Consider the following 20,139-nt stretch of genomic DNA (forward strand, 5'->3'; position numbering starts at 1 on the left):
TATGTTAATCGCGAAATGATGAGTATTATTGTTTAACTCATTTATTTACTAACAAGCTAATTCAATAATTAAAAATGTTATCACTGCAGCATATTTCAAAGTATTTCCAGGTAGGAGGCAACAAAAATATCATCCTGAACGATCTGAGCCTTGAGGTGGACGAAGGCGAATTTATTTCGATCATGGGACCTTCAGGATCAGGTAAATCAACCCTGTTGAATATTATCGGGATGCTCGACGAACCATCAGATGGTTACCATTACTTTGAGGGCCATGCGGTGCATCAGCTTAAAGAAAAACAGCGTTCGGCTTTATACAAACAATACATCGGTTTCGTTTTCCAGGCTTATCATTTAATTGATGAGCTTACCGTTTACGAAAACATCGAAACCCCGCTTATTTACCAGGATTTTAAAAGCGCCGAGCGTAAAGCCATGGTGGCCGATATGTTAGATCGTTTCAGCATCGTAGGTAAAAAAGATTTGTTCCCTGCACAATTATCGGGCGGCCAGCAACAACTGGTAGGCATAGCCCGTGCCCTGATTGCCAAACCAAAATTATTACTTGCCGATGAGCCCACAGGTAACCTCAACTCAAAACAAGGGGAGGAGATCATGGAGCTGTTCCGTAAGCTGAATAAGGAAGACGGCGTGACCATTATACAGGTTACCCACTCCGAAAAAAATGCCGAATACGGTTCGCGCATTATCGATTTGCTGGATGGCAGGATCGATTCATCAAGAAAACTCTGAACTCAATAATAAAATGCGATACTATAAATTTATACTTTTTGGTTTGGTTGCGTTATCGTCGGCAAAAGCCAACGCGCAATCAGATTCTACCTACACCCTGCAAAAATGCATCGACATCGCCATAAAAAACAACCTTGATGTTAAGCAAAGCGAGCTGAAAGCACAAAGCGCCCGGATTGATTTTAACCAGGCTAAAGAAAATATGCTGCCTACGCTAAACGGCAACGTAAACCATGGTATTAACAACGGTCGTAACATTAACCCGTTTACCAATGCTTATGTAAACCAATCATTAACTTATGGCAATTACAGCCTCGAATCAAACCTTACTTTGTTTGGTGGTTTGCAAAACGTAAATGCTATCAAACAAACCTCGTTAGCTTACCAGGCCGGTAAAATGGATCTGCAGCAGGCAAAAGACCTGGTTACTATTAATGTAATCACCGCTTATTTGTTGGTGCTTGATAATACCGAACTATTGGCGGCCGTTAAAAACCAGGTAGATGTATCGGCCAAACAGGTGGAGCGCCTAACCATCCTCGAAAAAGATGGTGCCAATAAATTACCGTCGGATCTGTACGATTTACAAGGTACTTTAGGTGATAACAAGCTGAACGTAGTGAACGCTAACAGCGCGCTGGAAAATGCCAAACTGAGCCTGATGCAGATCTTGAATATCCCGTACAGTAAAAATTTTGTATTGCAGCCTATTAATGCACAGGATGTAGCCAAACAAAGCGCCCTGTCGTCCGATCAGATCTATGAAACAGCCCTGCAGGAACTGGCCTTGGTTAAGGCGGCTACCCTTCGCCGGCAAAGTGCCGAAAAAGCGGTGAGCGTAGCTAAGGGAGCTTTATTGCCAAACATAAGCTTATACGGTGGTTTATATACCAACTACTCAAGCGCGGCGCAAACCTCGGTGTTTAAAGATTCATCAGTGGTTAACACCGGTGGTTATATCAATACGCCGAATGGTAAGCAATCCGTTTTAACCAATCAGGCTAATTACGTTAACAAAGACATTGGTTATTACGATCAGTTTAAAAACAACTACAGCACCCAGTTTGGTGTAAGCCTTAGGATCCCGATCTTAAATTACTTCCAAAATCATAACAAAGTAGCTAAAGCCAAAATCGACCTGCTGAACTACAAATACATCGAAGAAAATACCAAAATTAAGCTAAAACAAAACGTTGAAACAGCTTACCTGAACATGACCTCGGCCTACGATAAGTATGCTGTACTGGTAGACCAGGTTAAATCGTACGCCGAATCGTTCCGTACCGCCGAGATCCGTTTCAATGCAGGTGTATTAACATCGGTAGATTACGTTGTTGCCAAAAACAACCTCGACAGGGCGCGCATCAACCTGATCAATGCCAGGTACGATTGCTATATCTACAACAAAATATTAGATTACTACCAGGGCAAATTAGCATTGTAAAAGCTTTTGGATTTGTAAAAAAGTTATACTTTTATCGCAGATTATCAGTTAATATATCCGGTTAAAACTTTATATCCGTATAGTGGTTTAAAGTTTTAACCGGATATTTCTAATTTTAAACCAGGGCTTAAATTGCCTATATATCAACTACTAATCCTAAGAAAAATGAAAAAAACAATTTTACTTTCTTTTGCAATTATGCTGTTATCTGTGGGCATCAGCCGGGCTCAGGTAATTCCAAGTTTCTCTTTCGGTTTGAAAGGCGGTTTAAACTATTCAACCTTCCCATCTAACGGTATTTTTAATAATGATAACAAAGCAGGCTACCAGGCGGGTGCATGGGCAAGGATTGGTGGGTTAGGCTTTATTTTTCAGCCGGAGTTATACGTTACAGGGAAAAATGTAACTGTTAAAACAGATGACGGAATGGGTACCGCAAAGGCAAATTTTACAAGCGTTGATGTACCTTTATTGTTGGGCGGTAAGGTAGGCGCTTTGGGGATTGGAGGCAGATTTTACGGAGGGCCAGTATTGTCATTCACTGTTAACAAAGATCAAAGCCTATCAGGTGCTACAGCCGAAGCAGCCCGTTTAAAATATAAAGATGCCAACTACGCTTTACAGGTAGGTGCGGGTATCGATATCAGCAGCCTTTCTATCGATTTGCGTTACGAAGGTGGTTTAAATAAAATTGCTTATGGCAATGATAACTCGCATACCCGTGTAAGCTTATTCAGCTTGGCGGTGGCTTATAAACTGTTCTCGTTGTAAGATTTTAGTTTTATACGATATGGAAAAGACCAGCCGTTGAGGTTGGTCTTTTTTTGTTTGATGTGATTTAAGTACGCAAAGGCGAAGAAGCGTAAAGAAGTTTAACTATTTAACCACTTGCGCTCGTTTCCAAACGAGTGCTTAAAATGGGTTTACGTTTGTAACGTAAACGCGGGTGATGCAATCGCCAACCCACATTAAGCACTCGTTAAAAACGAGCGCAAGAACGCCTTTGAAGATTATACGACATTGAGCGGGGGAGGCCTGTCAACCCTGAGCCTGTCGAAGGATCGCGCAGAGGCCTGCCCACCATGCTTCGACGGGCTCAGCATGACCCCCATTTTTATTAAGCTATGGGCAACATGTTACCCATGATATGTTAAAAACACGTTGTCATGCTGAGGCACGAAGCATCTTCTACAATAAGCATAGCGGCTATACAGGGCGAAGAAGATCCTTCGTTTCTCAGGATGACAGGGATAAATATCATATCTCCTTCAGAGACAATTGCTTTCACTTACTCATCAGCATGACTTGTATCATTTATAATGCGCTAACCTACTTCACCACCTCAACCCATTGCCCTTTCAACAACCCGCTGATCTGGTTATTATACATCGCCTCGCAATACACTGCCGGCAGGTAATACTTTCCGGTATAGGCCGCATTCAGCATTACATAAAACGTTGATTCCTGTCCCTCGTATAAACCAAAATAAGTATTCACCCTATCGTCGCGGATATCCCGATAATTAGATGCCGACGATTTGAACGCCTCGTCGTTAAGCATCCGGCTGTTCAGGATCTCCCAGCCTGATGGGAAGATCTGGGTAAGCGCCAGGTTTTCGTACCTGCCGCGTTTGCCCGGATTTTTTACGTTTACCTGGGCCACAAAATCGGTACCTTGTTTTAAGGTTGACGGATCAATCGGTTTGCCGTTCAGCGTAAAATAGCCCACGCGCAACTCCAACACATCCGGATTGATGTTGGTAGTTACATCCTGGCCTGATGAAGGTTGACCTTTTTGTATTAACCTGATATATAGTTTGTTACTGCTGCTGTTTTTTAGGTAGATATTACCGCCGTTTGCGCCAAGGGCACCTTGCCATACGCAGGAGCTGCTGCTGATGTTCCCTTTTGCACTACCCGATTGATAGCTGAATTGCATTTTGCCCGACGGCTTGTTCTGCCCGTAAAACTGGGCCAGCGCCATCAGCGAGTAGGCGGTGGTTTGGGTGCTATACCAATCATCCTGCGATAAGCGGGCTGCAACGGTGTTAACCTGGTCTGCTGCTTTTTGTTTCCGGCCAAGCAGGTTTAGGGTTTCCAGTATCATACTCTCGTCCCTCAAATCTGAGCCGAAAGTGCCCCACAGGCTGTTGTATGGTTTAACCGTGGTTGGCAATCCTGCTATCATTTGCAAGCCAACTTCGGGTTTGCCTGCAAGTTTGTAGGCGGCGGCCAACTGCCATTTGGCGGCATCGCTCAGCAACGGAAACTCGCGCAGGCGGTTCATAGCACCCAGTTCGGCCGAGTTGGCTAAGGCGAGCAGGTATAAACGGTAGGCCTGTGTCAAATCATCTTCGTAATAGTAAGGTTCTTTGCGTGGTACCCAGTTTTGTGCACGTTGTTTCTGGAATTTTTTCCAGCGGTCAATAAAACCAAGCGGCATGCTGTAGCCCCTGCTTTGCGCAACCAACATAAAATGGCCTGCGTAGTTGGTGCCCCATTCGTTTGGTTCGCCTTCATCCGGCCAGTAGCTTAAACCGCCGCCCTGTACCTGGAAGCCGTTAAGCCTGTTAATGGTGGCCTTGATGTTCCGGTCAATCTCGCCGCGTTGTTTTGGCGACAGATCGAGCAACTGGTTTAAATACAGTTGCGGGAATGCCGATGATGTGGTTTGTTCCACACAACCATGTGGGTATTCGATCAGGTAATCCAACCGTTTTGATAAGTTCAGCGGCGGGATATAGGCAACCTCCAAAGTGTTTTTATTGGTACCGTTGATACCAACAGGCTGATATGCTGTATTCCAGATCTCGCCCGGGGCCAGTTCTTTTTGAATGATGCGGGTAATTGGCGGGTTGGGGTTGCGCACATTAAGCTCAACGTCATAAGCCGCCGTTTCCGATCCGCTTTTGGCAATTATTTTCACTTTGCCTACGCCAACAAAATCTTTCACATTCAAATCAAAGGTTACCATCTGGTCGCCCGGTTTGTCGAAGGTCAACGTTTTTTGATTATTGCCGCTTAGGTTGCTGAAGGCGTTGCTTTGCACCTGTATGCTCACGTTTTTGATATTGCTTTCCATCGCGAACACCGTAACCGGAAGCTGGATACTCTCCGACGGGCCAAGCACCCGCGGTAGGGTAGCCAATATCATCAAAGGTTTTTTAACGGCAACAGCCTTTTCGGCAACACCATAAGCACCGTTATGGCCAGCCACTACCATTGCCTTAACCGAACCGATGTATTGCGGTAAGGTAAAGCGCTGGGTTTGCGTTTCGCCGGCATTAAGGTGAAATGGCCCCAGGAATTTTACAACCGGCTTAAAGCGATTTACCTGCACGTTTTTATTGTTACCCAGATTACCGTCGCCGCCGATGCTTAAAATGCGCTCCAGGCCACCGCCAAAAGCGCCGATCACATAATCAAACAGGTCCCAGGTTTTTACGCCTAAAGCTTCATGGGCGTAGAAGGCATCGTGCGGATCTGGCGTTTTGTAATTGGTGAGATCGAGCAAACCTTCATCAACAATGGCAACGGTATAGGTCATTTCCTTGCCCGATGCTTCGGAAACGGTAATGGCCGATTGCGTTTCTGGCCTGATCTTATCAGGCATGCTAATGACCGGTTTCAGGATGGTTTCGGGATTTTCTACCGTTAACGGTATAGCACCATACATGCGGATAGGCAAATCGTTCAGCGTTTGTGAATGGCGTTGCAGCAGCGTAACGTTTACAAAAACATTGGGCGCCATGTTTTCATCTACCGTAAAAGTGTATTGTGTTTGCGCTTTTTTAGTATCTATCCAGGCTGTTTTTAAAACCTTGCTGCCGTTTTCAAAACTGATCAGCGCGCGTCCGTTCTCGCCGGTTGGGATGGTTAAAGTAGCTTCATCGCCAACCTTGTAAGTTTGCTTATCCGAAGTGAACGACAGCATTGCTGCCTCGGTTGGATTGGTTGACTGCAGTCTTTCCGACCAGTTTGGCCAATCAACATAAATAATTTTGCCGGTTGAGTGGCCGGTTTGTTCGTCCTTTACCTTGATAAGATAGCGGCCCCAGTTGGCTTTATCAATCCGCAGCTTCCATTTGCCGGCACCGTTGGTTAGCCTAACGGTTTCGGTGCGGATCAGTTTGTTGTATTTATCCTGGGTAAAGTTGCTCATTTCATCGCCGGTTTCATCCCACCACCAGCGCCATTGCACTTTGTATAGCTCAACCTGTACATTGCGGCTACCGGGCAGGGCTTTGCCGTTCACGTCAACATCGGCTATGTCAATCATGTGGTCTTTATCGGTAACCAGCATGCCCGACATATCGCTGCCTTTAGGTGTTTTAATACCCACATAAGCCGGGTAAACATTGTAAGGCATACTTACCTGGTTAATGCTGAAATTACCGCCCGGTTCAAATACTTTTATCAAAAAGTTGGCCCGCAGTTGCCCCGGGGCCTGCTTCTCTACATTTACATTAGCATCCACATCGGCGGTGCCGATTTCGTTCAGCCTGCCGTCAAAAATGGTTTGGATTTGGGTGTTGAAGGCGAGGGTTGGATCGTCAAACACATAATCTTCATAATGTTTAAACGAGGTGTTTTGAGCCGATAAAAAGGCATCAACCTTGGCTTTAAGGTTTTGTGCCGCCCCGCCAAATAACCATTGTGCACTCAGTTTGCCATTGGCATTGTTGCCCTTGGTTAACTCGGCCGCCCCGCCGAACGACAGGTTAAGCTTTAACCGGTTTGGCATAATGGTTTCCACCTTGATGCTTTTGCTAAAAATAGCGCCGCCAACTTTTACAGTAGCCGTCCAGTTGCCGGTAGGGGATGAGGTTTCTGTACCGGTATGGAAGCTGTAAAAACCATCCAAAGCTTTAGTTTGGGTAATGCGCCTGTAAAGCTTGCCATTAGGATCATACAATTCAAACTCGACCGGATGATCTGGCGGGAGGGTTTTTTGTTTATCCTCTAAAATAAATGAGGTATAGATAGAATCGCCGGGGCGCCAAACGCCACGCTCGGCATACAGAAAACCTTTCAACCCGTTTTGTACTTCCTCGCCGCCAACGTTAAAGCGCGATAGCGGGAGCGAACTGCCATCATCCAGTTTGAGATAACCGCGCTGTGCGCCTTTTTTGGCTACCAGCAGGTAAGGTTTGCGTTTCAGGTCAAATTTTATCAGTCCATCGCCATCTGTGGTGTTTTTGTAAATCACCTGTTTTTGATAATCCAGTATTTCCACATCCACCTTATCCATCGGTTCGGCGGTTAAAATATCGGTTACGGCTACCAGCATGCTGTTGTCGTTGCCGCGTTTGGCTATCAGGCCGATGTTGGAGGCAATGATGTTGCGGGTAGCCCAGCGATGCTTATTGTAGTACGATGGGGTACAGGCATCGTCACGGTCTTGCCAGTTGAAACCCTCGGTATAGTAATTGTCGTACTTTTGCCAAAACTCGTCGTCTTCATCGCTCACCTGCGAGCGGTTGTTGCTGTAATCGTAATCATAGCCCCCGTCTTCCTCATCTACCTCCTCGCCGTTATCGTTACGCGCCTTACCGCTATGGAGCTTACAATTAAATAAAGAGTATGATTGCCTGAAACCAATAATCACCCGGTAAATGGCACCCGGCTCGGTGCGCACCATCTGGTCGATATCCAGCATAAAACGGTTCTTTTTGGTAAGGTCGAGGCCTTTATCCACATCCAGGCGGATGGTTTTTTGCACGATAGGCCTTGCAACCTGCCTTAGTTCGGTGCTGCCATCAAAGCCGTTGCTTTGAAAATACTGAGGTACGTTATTTTCAAAAATTTTGATAATGGTAACATCCACAGCATTAAGGTTAACGGCTTCAAACGGCATAGTGATCTTGCCCGAATCAGGTAAAATCACGCCTTTGCCGGGGATATTTACCGCAGGCAGGCGGTTTTCAAAAAACACATTACCGGTGTAGCCTTTGGTGATACGTTTTCCCTGGATGTTTTTAATCCCTTCGTGTACAAATACGCTGTAATTACCCTGCATACGTTCGGCAGCGTAAACCTTAACAAGGCTGCCGTCGATGCTGTAAGCCGGATCGGCAACGTTGTTAATGCCTATCAGCCCGTTAAGTTCCTGCCCAACCATAATATTATCCGAAAACTGAACTTCAACATACTGGTCGTTTTCTTGCACAGCCCGGATGTTCAGCACTTTAAAATCGCCTATGGCAGGCACATCGAAGTTTTGGGTGCCTTTTTTATCCACGCCAATGCTGCTGCCGTCCCAGTTTACAGTAAGTGGATTGGCTTTGCCGGCCAGCCTGGTGAGGCCGGTGATGGTAAAGTGATGGTTTTTATGAGCTGCATCATGTTCCCAGTTAATTTTTACCGGCGAGGCATAATTTAGTGAGATGATCTTGTCTACCTCTGCCGGCGTTTCGCCATCGGCAGTTTGTATATCGCCGGTAAGCTTCATTTCGGTGGTAGAGGTATTGCTTGCGGTTTGCTGGCCGATAAATGAAACGGTAAAATCGGGTTGAATAACCTGGAAACTGAACTTAAAATGTTCAAAATGGCTGGGCACGTCAATCAGCTTGCTCAGCTTAAAATCGGCAGTATAATTTGTTCCGGCCTCGAGTTTTTCATCCGGGCGGAATTCGATGGTGCGGGTATCAACCCAAAAAGCCTTCCCCTTTACTGATGGTGAGAAATTAAAGATCTCATCCCGGATCTCTTCATCCTGCCGGTGTGTTACCTGCACATCGCTGGCAAGCTTTATAATAATGGGACTGTGTTTAGAGACAACACCTGTGGTGTACGACTCGATATACTTGCTGAAAGCTGGATCGACAAGGGTTTTCCTATGACCCGCAAAAACGAGGTATACGATAAGTGAAGCTAATGCAACAGTTGAAATTACGGTAATTAAGGTGCGGCGTTTGCGGAATTGACTGTATCCGTTTTCCATGGGTTAGGCTTATTTATTGTCATGAAAATTAGACAATTTATGACAATAAATAAGCTTTGCCGAAAATTATTTTATCATCACCCCGGGCTTGTTTAAAACCGGAATTTTGATAAAATTCATCTCTACGATGCTCTCAGGCAGGAAAATGAATTTTTTGTCGAAGATCTCTTTACCTATGTAATAGCTTACCCAATATTCATTATTTAAGCCAAAAGTTTGCTCATCAATAGGTTCGATAAGCTTATAGGCATTCCCTTCAACAGCGGGCATCATGTGGCGCAGGGTTGAGGTTTTTACCTGCTGGCCATGCTGTTCACCATAGCCTTTGGAGGTAATAAGCACATTTTCGATAGGCTCATTTTTTAGGTTGATGAGGTACACATACCATACCTTACTTTCCACACTCTCACTTTCCAGTGCTACCGCTACTGCGATATCCTTTACATCATTTTCGGGCAGGTCTTTTTTCATTAGTTTGGTTGATTATAAATGGTGAGTGGTTGATTAAGTTGATTGAGTGAGTGGTTCTGCTTTTTAAAAACCATTAACCTAATCAACCCAATCAACCAATCACTTACTTCTTCTTAGCCGGTGCCTTTTTCTTGGCAGGAGCCTTCGCTGCGGCTGGTTTGGCTGCTGCCGCGGTTTTGCCGAAGCGGCCTTTTTTAGCATCCTTAGGAGTGGCATCAGCTAAAGCTTTACATTCTTCGTAAGTAAGCGTTTTGGGGTCTTTATCCTTTGGTATCTTAACGTTCAGCTTACCAAATTCAATATATGGTCCCCAGCGGCCGTTCAGTACTTTAACATCTGGATCTTCATCAAAAGCTTTAATGAGCTTTTCGGCATCTTTTTTACGTTTGGCTTCAATCAGTTCGATGGCCTGCTGCTCGGTTACATCATGCGGGTCGATCTCTTTTGGCAGGGACACAAAAGCGCTGTTATGGCTGATGTACGGGCCAAAACGGCCGATGGCCACTTTCATTACCTTGCCTTCGTACTCCCCAACCACTTTTGGTAGTTTAAATAGTTCGAGGGCTTCTTCCAGCGAGATGGTTTCGATACTTTGCCCGCTGCGTAAACTTGCATAAAGTGGTTTTTCTTCATTCTCATCAGAAGCGCTTTCGCCTACCTGAACAAAGGGCCCGAACCTGCCTATACGTACCGAAACCTTCTTGCCATTTTCGGGGTGAATGCCTAATTCGCGCTCACCGGTGGCTTTATCGGCTTTTTCGATAGTGCTTTCAACTTCTTTATGGAAGGGGTTATAAAAATCGTGGAGCATATCAGTCCACTCTTTCATGCCCTGGGCTATCTCGTCAAATTGTTTTTCAACGCTGGCCGTGAAGTTAAAATCAACAATATCTTTAAAGTATTGTACCAAAAAATCGTTTACCACAGCGCCAATATCGGTAGGGAAAAGCTTACCGCGCTCGGCACCGGTATTTTCGGTACGGGTTTCTTTAACAATTTCGCCAGCTTTCAGCGTCATTACCCTAAAATTGCGCTGTTTACCCTCACGCTCTTCTTTAACCACGTACCCACGGTTTTGAACCGTTGAAATGGTAGGAGCGTAGGTAGACGGGCGACCGATACCCAGCTCTTCCAGCTTTTTTACCAAACTTGCCTCGGTATAGCGGGCAGGCGGGCGCGAAAAACGTTCGGTAGCCGATATTTCCTGCAAGGCGAGGCGCTGGCCCTGGGTTAGGGGAGGGAGCATGGTATTTTCACCGTCTTGCTGTGTATCGTCCTCATCATCGTTCGATTCGAGGTACACTTTCAGGAAGCCATCAAATTTCATCACTTCACCATTGGCAACCAAATCTTCACTGCGTGTTGAGATGCTGATTTTTGCGGTGGTTTTCTCAAACTGTGCTTCACTCATCTGCGAAGCGATGGCCCGCTTCCAGATCAGTTCGTACAGGCGTTTCTCGGCCGATTCGCCGTCGATAGTATGGTTGTTAAAATACGTAGGCCTGATTGCTTCGTGAGCTTCCTGGGCGCTTGCATTTTTGGTTTTATATCTTCTTTGCTGATGATATTTTTCGCCGTAGGCGGATACAATCTCGCTGGCGGCCGAATTTAAGGCAAGCTCCGACAGGTTTACCGAGTCGGTACGCATATAGGTGATATAACCGGATTCGTACAAACGCTGCGCTACCTGCATGGTACGTGCAACCGAATAGCCAAGTTTGCGGCTGGCTTCCTGTTGCAGGGTTGAGGTAGTGAACGGCGCAGCCGGTGAGCGTTTTGTTGGGCGGGTATCTAACGATTTTACATCGAAATTGGCCGCTATGCAATCCTGCAAAAACTTTTCGGCATCTTCCTGTTTGGTAAAACGTTCGGGCAACTCGGCTTTAAAAGCCTCTTTGCCTTTACCAAATATGGCTACAATTTTAAATGCCGCTTCCGATTTAAATTTATTGATCTCGCGCTCCCTGTCAACTATCAAACGTACCGCTACCGATTGTACACGGCCGGCAGATAGTGATGGTTTAACCTTTTTCCATAAAACGGGCGAAAGCTCAAAACCCACCAGCCTGTCTAAAACACGGCGGGCCTGCTGGGCATTAACCAGGTTGTAATCTATTTTGCGCGGGGTATCTATCGCTTTTAAAATGGCCGGTTTGGTGATCTCATGAAAAACGATGCGTTTGGTGCTTACCTCTTTCAGATCAAGAGTTTCGTATAAATGCCACGAAATGGCCTCTCCCTCGCGGTCCTCATCGGATGCGAGCCAAACCATCTCGGCTTCCTTAGCTAACTTCTTTAATTCGCTTACTACCTGCTTCTTATCGGCAGGTACCTCGTACTTTTGTTTAAAGTTATTAGCTATGTCTATAGCGTCTTCCGATTTAACCAGATCGCGGATATGCCCGTAGCTCGACTTTACCGTAAAGTCTTTACCAAGATACCCTTCAATGGTCTTCGCTTTCGCCGGTGATTCAACTATAAGTAAGTTTTTGGCCATTTAAACAGTGTTAGTTTTTGCAAATAAAACATAAAGTAACCGAAACACCAATTTGTTTTTTAATTGATTTAATTTGAGGTGTTGCAAAGTTGCAAGGTTTGAGTGTTAAAATATTGCAAAGTTTGCTTTGAAGAAGAATTAAAAATGAAAAAGTTGTAATTTTTTAAACTGAAATGCTAATATCTTACCGAAACAAACATTTCAGGCTTAAAACCCTACAACCTTTTATTTAACAAAATGATTACATCAGGAAACCGCCGCCCAGCAAATCATTTCCTTCATAAAACACAGCCGACTGGCCCGGGGCAATGCCCGAAACGTTATGATGAAAATCAACTTTCATGTGCTCGCCCATTTGTAAAATAGTGCTCTGCGCACCGGCATCTTTATAACGTATTTTGGTAATGGCCTCAAGCGGCTCAGTTATAGTTTCGTATTTAATGAGGTTGAGGTTTTTTACCCAGGCTTGTTTGCGTTCAAGCTCTTCGGCAGTGCCTAAAACCACGGTGTTGGTATGTGGATCGATGCGGGTTACAAACATAGGGTGGCCTAATGCTACGCCCAATCCTTTACGCTGGCCAATGGTATAAAAAGGATACCCCTGGTGTTTACCAACTACGCGACCATCTGTAAGCACAAAATTACCGGGACCAACACGTTCGTCCAGGTCTTCAACCTTGTGCCTTAAAAAGGCGCGGTAATCATTATCGGGTACAAAGCAAATCTCGTAGCTTTCGCTTTTGCCTGCAAGTTCAATCTGTCCCATATCCAAAGCCATCTGCCTGATCTCGGGTTTTGAGAAGCTGCCTAATGGGAATTTGGTGCGCGCAAGGTTTTTTTGCGATACACCCCAAAGCACGTATGATTGATCTTTGTTTTCGTCTTTACCTTTCGAGATCACGTAACGGCCATTATCCTGTAAACGGATGTTGGCGTAGTGACCGGTGGCTATAAATTCGCAATCCAATTTATCGGCACGTTTCAGCAAAGCCTCCCATTTAATGTGGGTGTTACATAGTACGCACGGGTTAGGGGTACGGCCAGCCAGATATTCATCAACAAAGTTATCTATCACAAAATCGCCAAACTCGTTACGGATATCTAAAATATAATGAGGGAAGCCATAACCCACCGCAAGGGCGCGGGCATCATTGATGCTATCAAGGCTGCAGCAACCGGTTTCTTTCGAGCTCCCGCCCGATGAGGCATAGTCCCAGGTTTTCATGGTTAACCCAATAACCTCATAGCCCTGCTCATGCAGCATCACTGCCGCTACCGAACTATCAACGCCACCACTCATTGCCACTAAGATCCTACCGTGCTTACTCATAATTTTGCAAAGATACCTATTTGTATTTTATGTTAAGCCATGCTTGGTCAGGTTAGGGTAAAATGTAAGTTGCTGTACTTTTTTCAATTAGCCGGAAGTTAAGTTAACTATAAATCAAAGTTTTGTGGTTATTATTTAACGTGATACCGGGAGTCGGTATTAAGGAATAGTGTGTTGTTTTATTGATGTTTTGTTAATGTGTTTTAAATGTTTAAACCGCAATAAGCTTAACATTATATTAATAACCTATAATAATTAAACATCGAGGGTGTGCGAAAGTACGCATGTTAGTGTAACAGATGGTAAAATATACGCGTAAAATCCCGTCGTTTTTAAATGATAAAAATCTGCGCTGAAGTTATATTTTTCGCTATAAATGTTACATTAAACGGAGGTGTAAAGGGTACACCAAAATCAAAAAATGTGCGTTTTTGTTAACAAAAATTTAAATTATAAATGTACAGCCAACTATTATAAAAACCTGCAACATTATTTATTAAAAATAACGTAAAAGTGAAGTGGCCTATTGTAACAGACCTATTACATTATAAATTTGCTATATCCTAATTAATTGAAACGATGTTAACTCAACTAACTTTAGAACAAAAATTACAGGGCGTAATTTTAGTGATTATTTGCTTTATTGCCGCAGCCAACTACTTGATAAAGTAACGCCAAACTATAAAGTATAACACGTTTACGGTGCCTGCTACACGTAGCAGGCGCCTTTTTTTATGCGGTGGGGAGGCACAGTACTTAAATTTAGCGTCATGCTGAACTTGTTTCAGCACCCCACACGCTAAGCAGTCGTGCCAAACAAAGCAGACTACTTGTCCTGTGGGATCCCGAAATAAATTCGGGATGACGGCGGGATTCGGACGGCTTCCGGCATTACGCCGTGTGCTTTTAGTGGTTTTACTTTCCTACGGATTTCTCGTTTGCCCATCACCTCTCACCAACCATTTATAGCTGGTAAGCTCTTCAAGCCCCATCGGCCCGCGCGCGTGGAGCTTTTGAGTACTGATGCCTATCTCGGCACCAAGGCCAAATTGCGCGCCATCAGTAAAGGCGGTTGATACGTTAGCATAAACAGCCGCTGCATCTACATCATTTAAAAATTGGGCAATATTACCGGCATCTTCAGAGATTATAGCTTCGCTGTGTTTTGAACTGTTAGCAGCAATATATTCCAAAGCTTCCTGGAATGAGGCTACAGTTTTAATAGCCATCTTCATCGATAAAAATTCGGTGCCAAAATGTTCAGGTTGCGCCTGATGAAGTAAAGCCGAAGGATAATCTGCTTCAAGGGCATTAAAAGCCTGCTCATCTGCAAAAATCTCTACTTCTTTTTGTTTGAGGATGTGCGCAAGGCGCGGCAAATCGGTTAAGCGCGATGAATGAATGATTAAACAGTCCAACGCGTTGCAAACGCTTACCCTGCGGGTTTTAGCGTTGGCGATGATTTCAGCACCTTTTTCCAAATCGCCGCTTTCATCAAAGTAGGTATGTACAATGCCTGCACCGGTTTCAATTACAGGAACTTTGCTGTTATCCCGTACAAAATCAATCAATGATTGGCTTCCTCTTGGGATCAACACATCTATATAACCAATGGCGTTCAATAAAGCGGCGGTTGCTTCACGCTCGGGAGGGAGCAAAGTAACCACGTTGGTGTCCACACCATGCTTTTCCAATATTTTATGAATAACGGAAATGATAGCCCTGTTTGAAAAATCGGCATCGCTGCCGCCCTTCAATACGCTGGTATTACCTGTTTTAAAACAAAGCGCGAACACATCAAAAGTAACATTTGGCCTTGCCTCATATATAACACCAATAACACCAAGCGGCACCCTGATTTTTGATATGGATAAACCATTGGGCATTTCGGTTGCCGAAAGTTGTTTGCCAAGCGGGCTATCCAGTTTGGCTACGCTGATCATATCTGTGGCTATCCCTTTAATACGGTCGGCGGTAAGTTTCAGGCGGTCATATTTGGGATCGGCCGGGTCCATGCGATCAAGGTCTTTCTGGTTCTCGGCCAGGATGTATTCTGTTTGGGCTATGGCTTCTGCTGCCACATCTTCCAGCACCTGGTTTATCAAAGCAGTTGCAAGGGTAGGCTTGCGGCCGGCTTCGCGGGCTCTATCAAAATAGCTGTTATAGTTCATGGTGTTTTAGCCTTGTAAGTAAAGATAATCATAATGTACCAGCGCCTTTTGGTTTTTATGGCCAACGCGCTCACGGGCCTTGTCCGATCCGTATTCGGCAATGCCCAGGCCAATCAGTTTATCGGCATCGTCAATAATCTTAATAACGTCGCCTTTTTTAAAATCAGTGACAACGCCAACTATACCAATGGGTAACAGGCTGGTGGCTTTGTTGGATAGGAGGGCTTCCCTTGCACCGGCATTGATCAAAACGCTGCCAGTGGCCGATTTTTCGGAGTGCGCTATCCATTTCTTTTTGCCTGAAGCCGTTTTGCTCGGCACAAAGCGGGTATGGATCACACTTTTATCCAAAAGATCGGTAAGTACATTATCCCTTGTGCCGTTAGCGATATGCACATTTATACCAAGCTGCGCTGTTTTTTGTGCCATGGTTGATTTGGTGATCATTCCGCCACGACCAAACTGCGAGCGTCCCGAAGAAACAAAAGCTGAAAAGTCAATTTCCTTTCCGCTTACCTCATCTATCACAGCCGAGCCTTCCGCTTTCGGATCACCGTTATAAATCCCATCAACATTAGTTAAAATAATGAGGGCATTGGCGTTGAGCATAGAGGCCAGCAAACCGGCCAGTTCATCATTATCAGTAAACATCAGCTCGGTTACCGATACTACGTCGTTCTCGTTAACTACCGGGATCACTTCGTGCTGTAACAAAGCTTCGAGGCAGTTTTTCATGTTGAGGTAGTGTTTTCTGTCGCGAAAATCCTCGGCAGTAACCAAAACCTGCGAACATAATATATTGTGCTTTTCAAAAAGCTGCGAATAGGTATTGATGAGCTTTACCTGCCCGATAGAAGCCAGTAATTGACGTGCTGCCACGGCATCGGCCTTTTCAGATACGGTAATCAGGCTCCGGCCCGATGCTACGGCTCCGGATGATACCAATATTACTTCTTTACCTTGTTTTTTGATGGCCGAGATCTGGTCAACCAGGTGCGCTATCCGCTGCTGATCGGGGAGACCGTTTTTTTGTGTTAATACGTTCGAACCGATTTTGATGATGATACGCTGGTAATTAAAGGCCATTATAATTGCAGAGGTTGAGGCGCCAATATTACAAAATTGAGCCTGATTTGACCTTGTTTATTTTGAAATATCCAGTAAAATGATGGATTTTATAGTGAAATGATGCGAAAATCATCAAAAAATGAAAAAAGAGAAGCAAAACTATTGACAGGTGGTTTTAAATTTTTACATTTGTCTACTAATTCTATAGACAATGTATCATTTCAATGCAATTGCCGTTCAATCCATGTTTAAAATGCAGCTCCAAACTGCAGGGTGTTGTTGTTGATATAACCTTCCATCAACATAATACAAACCAACTCACAATTTTTAATAACCACCACCACCAACTATTTCATGAAAATTTTTACAAACTCAATTAAAATAATTGTGCTTTTCCTGGTACTGTTACCAGGCTTAAGTTACGCGCAATTAAACGGCTCATATATTTTGAGCGGAAAGGTTAATGACGATCAGGGCAAGCCACTGGTAGGGGCAACCGTATCTATTAAAGGTACAAGCAACAAAACATCAACCGATACAACCGGTAAGTTCTCACTAACCACCAGTGCCAAATTACCTTATACATTGGTTTTTACCGCTGTAGGCTATCAGCCACAGGAGTTTTATATTAAAAACGCCAACAGCGCTGTAAATATCACCTTAACCACGCAATCGTTACTGGTTAACGAGGTAGTAGTTACGGCATCCCGGAAGGAAGAAAAACTGCTCCGCTCGCCGGTAGCTATCGAAAAGCTGAGCATCACGGCGTTGAAGCAGTCGCCGGGCCCAAGCTTTTATGACGCTTTGGAAAACGTGAAGGGCGTGCAGATGACCACCACCAGTATCACCCTGAAAGTGCCTAATACACGTGGCTTTAACAGCCCTAACAACTTTAGGTTTATGCAGCTGGTTGATGGTGTTGATATGCAGTCGGCCACGTTAGGAGTACCGCTGGGTAACGCTATTGGCCCCACCGAGCTGGATATTGCCAGTATTGAGATCACTCCGGGTGCGGCTGCTGCACTTTATGGTACTAATGCTATTAACGGTTTATCAAACCTTTTCACCAAAGACGCTTTTAAATATCAGGGCTTAAGTTTTTATCATCGCCAGGGCCTTAACCACGTGGGTAAAGACCGTTTGGGGGCCAGTTCAATTACCGAAGACGCATTGAGATTTGCCAAAGCTTTTAACGATAAATTTGCCGTTAAGGTAAACTTCAGCTACATGCAGGGTCAGGACTGGCAATCTGATACCCGGAACGACCAGAACCCAACCAACCTGAAATCGGCCAACCCTGCTTATCCCGAATTAACCGGTACAAGCAACGCTGCTTACGACGGCTGGAACAAATACGGTGACGATGCGCTTGCAGGCAGTAATACCGTATCCATAAAAGGGATTACCGTTGACGGCAAAGCCCGCCCCAACCTGCTTGTAGCCCGCACTGGCTATAACGAGGTTGACCTGGTTGATCCGCACGTGAAAAACTTAAAACTGGACGGTACACTGGCTTATAAATTATCGCCCACTACTACGCTATCATATACTTACCGTTATGGTAAACTGGATGGTGTATTTCAGCGCGGTAACAAAATTTCGTTACAGGGTGCTACCGTACAAAACCATAAAGTAGAGTTGAAAGGTAAAGATTTCCTGGTTCGTGGCTATGAATCTATCGAAAATACAGGCAATTCATTCAACGTAAAACCATTGGCCGATAACCTTGATCTGAACCATGCCAGCAACTCGGCCTGGGGAACTTTGTATGGTAATGCTTTAAAAGCTTATAACGGAGGCGTATTAACTTCAGCTAACCTTGCGGCTGCCGAGCAGGCTGCCCGTGCCGCCGCAGATAAAGGTAGAGTTGAACCGGGTACGCCCGAGTTTGATGCACTACGCAAAACCATCATCGGCATTAACAACTGGGATATCAAATCAAGCCTGATCCCGAATGCTCCGGCAACCGGCGGTGCAGCTTTGTGGCAAAAAAGCCATTTATATAACGGCGAGGCCCAGTGGGACCTGAGCAGCAAAGTGAAATTTGTTGACCTGTTGGTTGGTGGCGACGTTCGCGTGTACAGTATCACTCCTGATGGTAACAACTTTGTAGATTTTACCCGTCCGATTGCTGATAGGAACACTCCTTTGGCAGATGGCTCATTTGGTAAAGATGTGATCTACAAAAAATACGGTGCATTTACCCAGGTTACCAAAACTTTTTTCGATGAGAAGTTGAAATTATTTGGTTCTATCCGCTGGGATCACAACCCTTATTTCGATCCTAAATTTACACCGCGTTTGGCGGCGGTTTATACCGTTAACCAGAACCACAACTTCAGGTTTACTTTCCAGAATGGTTACCGTTTCCCATCATTGTTCGAGGCTTTATCGTACGTAAACAATGGCCGTGTAAAACGCGTGGGTAGTTTGCCGTTTATTAACGAGGGGTTGGGTTATTTAGGTAATAGTTATACCCAAACATCAGTTGTGGCTTTTAACGCTGCTGTAAACGCAGCCGGCGGCAGCGATCAGGCTGCATTGGCTAACCGCAATTTATTACAGGTTGCCAACCTGCCACCCGCCCGCCCAGAACAGATCACTTCTTTCGAGGTTGGCTACAAAGGCATAGTTGCTGATAATAAAGTGTTTATTGATATTGATGCCTACACCAACCGCTACGATGGTTTCCTTGGCCAGGTGCAGGTATTTGTGCCTAACGGTGTAACAGTAGGCTCGGACGCCGCAGTGTTGGCCATGCTTGATATCAACCGCGACCCTACAACAGGTACTTCAAGCAATGCGGCCAGCCAGGGCCAGGCCAGGTATCGTGTGTATACCAATGCTAAAAACATTTATCACAATTATGGTTCATCGGCTGGTGTTACCTATAATTTCTATCAGCACTACACCATATCGGGTAACGTAAGCTACAACAAACTTAAAGCTCAAAAAGCTTCAGATATTTTCGTTACCGGTTTCAATACACCCGAATGGTCGGGCAACGTATCATTTGGTAACCGCGAGGTGGTTAAGAATTTTGGTTTCAATGTGGTGTACAAATGGCAGCAGTCATACCTGTGGGAAAGTCCGCTGGTTACAGGTACTGTACCATCAATTAAAACTGTTGATGCGCAGGTTACTTACCGTGTACCGCAATACTACACAACCTTTAAAGCTGGCGCCACCGATATTTTTAATAAAAGATATTACCAATACGCAGGCGGCCCAACCATCGGCGGCTTGTATTATGTATCGGTTACTCTTGATGGTTTATTAGCAGGAAACAATAATAAATAAGAGCTTTTATTACGTTTTATATTAGTTTGTAAGGGGATGGTCATGAAAGTGGCCATCCCTTTCTTTTTAACCGTTGATTTGGGGTGATTACGTTGATTTCGCTGATGTCTGAACCGGAATTTGGGGGGAATTATTAGAATTTATCGAATTTGCTTAAATTCTGT

At 44.8% G+C, this 20,139-nt stretch carries 11 protein-coding genes; 5 read left to right on the top strand and 6 right to left on the bottom strand.

What is annotated here, in order from left to right:
• Positions 1-74 precede the first annotated feature (74 nt).
• The 4 genes from HYN43_RS05815 (at position 75) to HYN43_RS30195 (ending at position 3,500) form a co-directional block, all read left to right on the top strand.
• Positions 75-752: an ABC transporter ATP-binding protein gene (locus HYN43_RS05815; RefSeq protein WP_119408555.1), complete on the top strand. Its 678-nt coding sequence runs from the start codon at positions 75-77 to the stop codon at positions 750-752.
• A gap of 13 nt (positions 753-765) precedes the next feature.
• Entirely contained in the window at positions 766-2,196 is a 1,431-nt protein-coding gene (locus tag HYN43_RS05820) for a TolC family protein (protein ID WP_119409270.1), read from the top strand.
• Positions 2,197-2,361: 165 nt separating this feature from the next.
• Positions 2,362-2,967: a porin family protein gene (locus HYN43_RS05825; RefSeq protein ID WP_119408556.1), complete on the top strand. Its 606-nt coding sequence runs from the start codon at positions 2,362-2,364 to the stop codon at positions 2,965-2,967.
• 395 nt (positions 2,968-3,362) lie between these two features.
• Positions 3,363-3,500, top strand: a complete 138-nt coding sequence (locus tag HYN43_RS30195; RefSeq protein WP_162996331.1) for a hypothetical protein — start codon at positions 3,363-3,365, stop codon at positions 3,498-3,500.
• Between the two features lie 25 nt (positions 3,501-3,525).
• Here the strand turns inward: HYN43_RS30195 and HYN43_RS05830 are convergent, their stop codons facing one another.
• The 6 genes from HYN43_RS05830 to proB form a co-directional block, all read right to left on the bottom strand.
• Entirely contained in the window at positions 3,526-9,138 is a 5,613-nt protein-coding gene (locus tag HYN43_RS05830; protein ID WP_119408557.1) for an alpha-2-macroglobulin family protein, read from the bottom strand.
• A 66-nt stretch (positions 9,139-9,204) separates the two neighbouring features.
• A complete protein-coding gene (locus tag HYN43_RS05835; RefSeq protein WP_119408558.1) occupies positions 9,205-9,609 on the bottom strand; it encodes a hypothetical protein in 405 nt (134 codons plus the stop codon).
• Positions 9,610-9,712: 103 nt separating this feature from the next.
• Positions 9,713-12,106, bottom strand: a complete 2,394-nt coding sequence (gene topA, locus HYN43_RS05840) for a type I DNA topoisomerase (protein ID WP_119408559.1) — start codon at positions 12,104-12,106, stop codon at positions 9,713-9,715.
• 241 nt (positions 12,107-12,347) lie between these two features.
• Complete coding sequence (mnmA, locus tag HYN43_RS05845; protein ID WP_119408560.1) at positions 12,348-13,436, bottom strand: tRNA 2-thiouridine(34) synthase MnmA; 1,089 nt, start codon at positions 13,434-13,436, stop codon at positions 12,348-12,350.
• Between the two features lie 923 nt (positions 13,437-14,359).
• Entirely contained in the window at positions 14,360-15,607 is a 1,248-nt protein-coding gene (locus HYN43_RS05850; protein ID WP_119408561.1) for a glutamate-5-semialdehyde dehydrogenase, read from the bottom strand.
• A 6-nt stretch (positions 15,608-15,613) separates the two neighbouring features.
• Positions 15,614-16,693, bottom strand: coding sequence for a glutamate 5-kinase (proB, locus tag HYN43_RS05855; protein WP_119408562.1), 1,080 nt, complete (start codon positions 16,691-16,693; stop codon positions 15,614-15,616).
• A gap of 336 nt (positions 16,694-17,029) precedes the next feature.
• Here proB and HYN43_RS05860 point away from each other — a divergent pair, with 336 nt between their 5' ends.
• A complete protein-coding gene (locus HYN43_RS05860) occupies positions 17,030-19,975 on the top strand; it encodes a TonB-dependent receptor (protein WP_119408563.1) in 2,946 nt (981 codons plus the stop codon).
• The last annotated feature ends 164 nt before the right edge of the window (positions 19,976-20,139 follow it).

The sequence above is a fragment of the Mucilaginibacter celer genome, assembly GCF_003576455.2.
Taxonomy (GTDB): domain Bacteria; phylum Bacteroidota; class Bacteroidia; order Sphingobacteriales; family Sphingobacteriaceae; genus Mucilaginibacter; species Mucilaginibacter celer.

Coding starts and splice junctions, on each gene's coding strand:
- HYN43_RS05860 (WP_119408563.1), top strand. CDS start 17,030: ATGAAAATTTTTACAAACTCAATTAAAATAATTGTGCTTTTCCTGGTA.
- proB (WP_119408562.1), bottom strand. CDS start 16,693: ATGGCCTTTAATTACCAGCGTATCATCATCAAAATCGGTTCGAACGTA.
- HYN43_RS05830 (WP_119408557.1), bottom strand. CDS start 9,138: ATGGAAAACGGATACAGTCAATTCCGCAAACGCCGCACCTTAATTACC.
- HYN43_RS05820 (WP_119409270.1), top strand. CDS start 766: ATGCGATACTATAAATTTATACTTTTTGGTTTGGTTGCGTTATCGTCG.
- HYN43_RS05815 (WP_119408555.1), top strand. CDS start 75: ATGTTATCACTGCAGCATATTTCAAAGTATTTCCAGGTAGGAGGCAAC.
- mnmA (WP_119408560.1), bottom strand. CDS start 13,436: ATGAGTAAGCACGGTAGGATCTTAGTGGCAATGAGTGGTGGCGTTGAT.
- HYN43_RS05850 (WP_119408561.1), bottom strand. CDS start 15,607: ATGAACTATAACAGCTATTTTGATAGAGCCCGCGAAGCCGGCCGCAAG.
- HYN43_RS30195 (WP_162996331.1), top strand. CDS start 3,363: ATGCTGAGGCACGAAGCATCTTCTACAATAAGCATAGCGGCTATACAG.
- HYN43_RS05835 (WP_119408558.1), bottom strand. CDS start 9,609: ATGAAAAAAGACCTGCCCGAAAATGATGTAAAGGATATCGCAGTAGCG.
- HYN43_RS05825 (WP_119408556.1), top strand. CDS start 2,362: ATGAAAAAAACAATTTTACTTTCTTTTGCAATTATGCTGTTATCTGTG.
- topA (WP_119408559.1), bottom strand. CDS start 12,106: ATGGCCAAAAACTTACTTATAGTTGAATCACCGGCGAAAGCGAAGACC.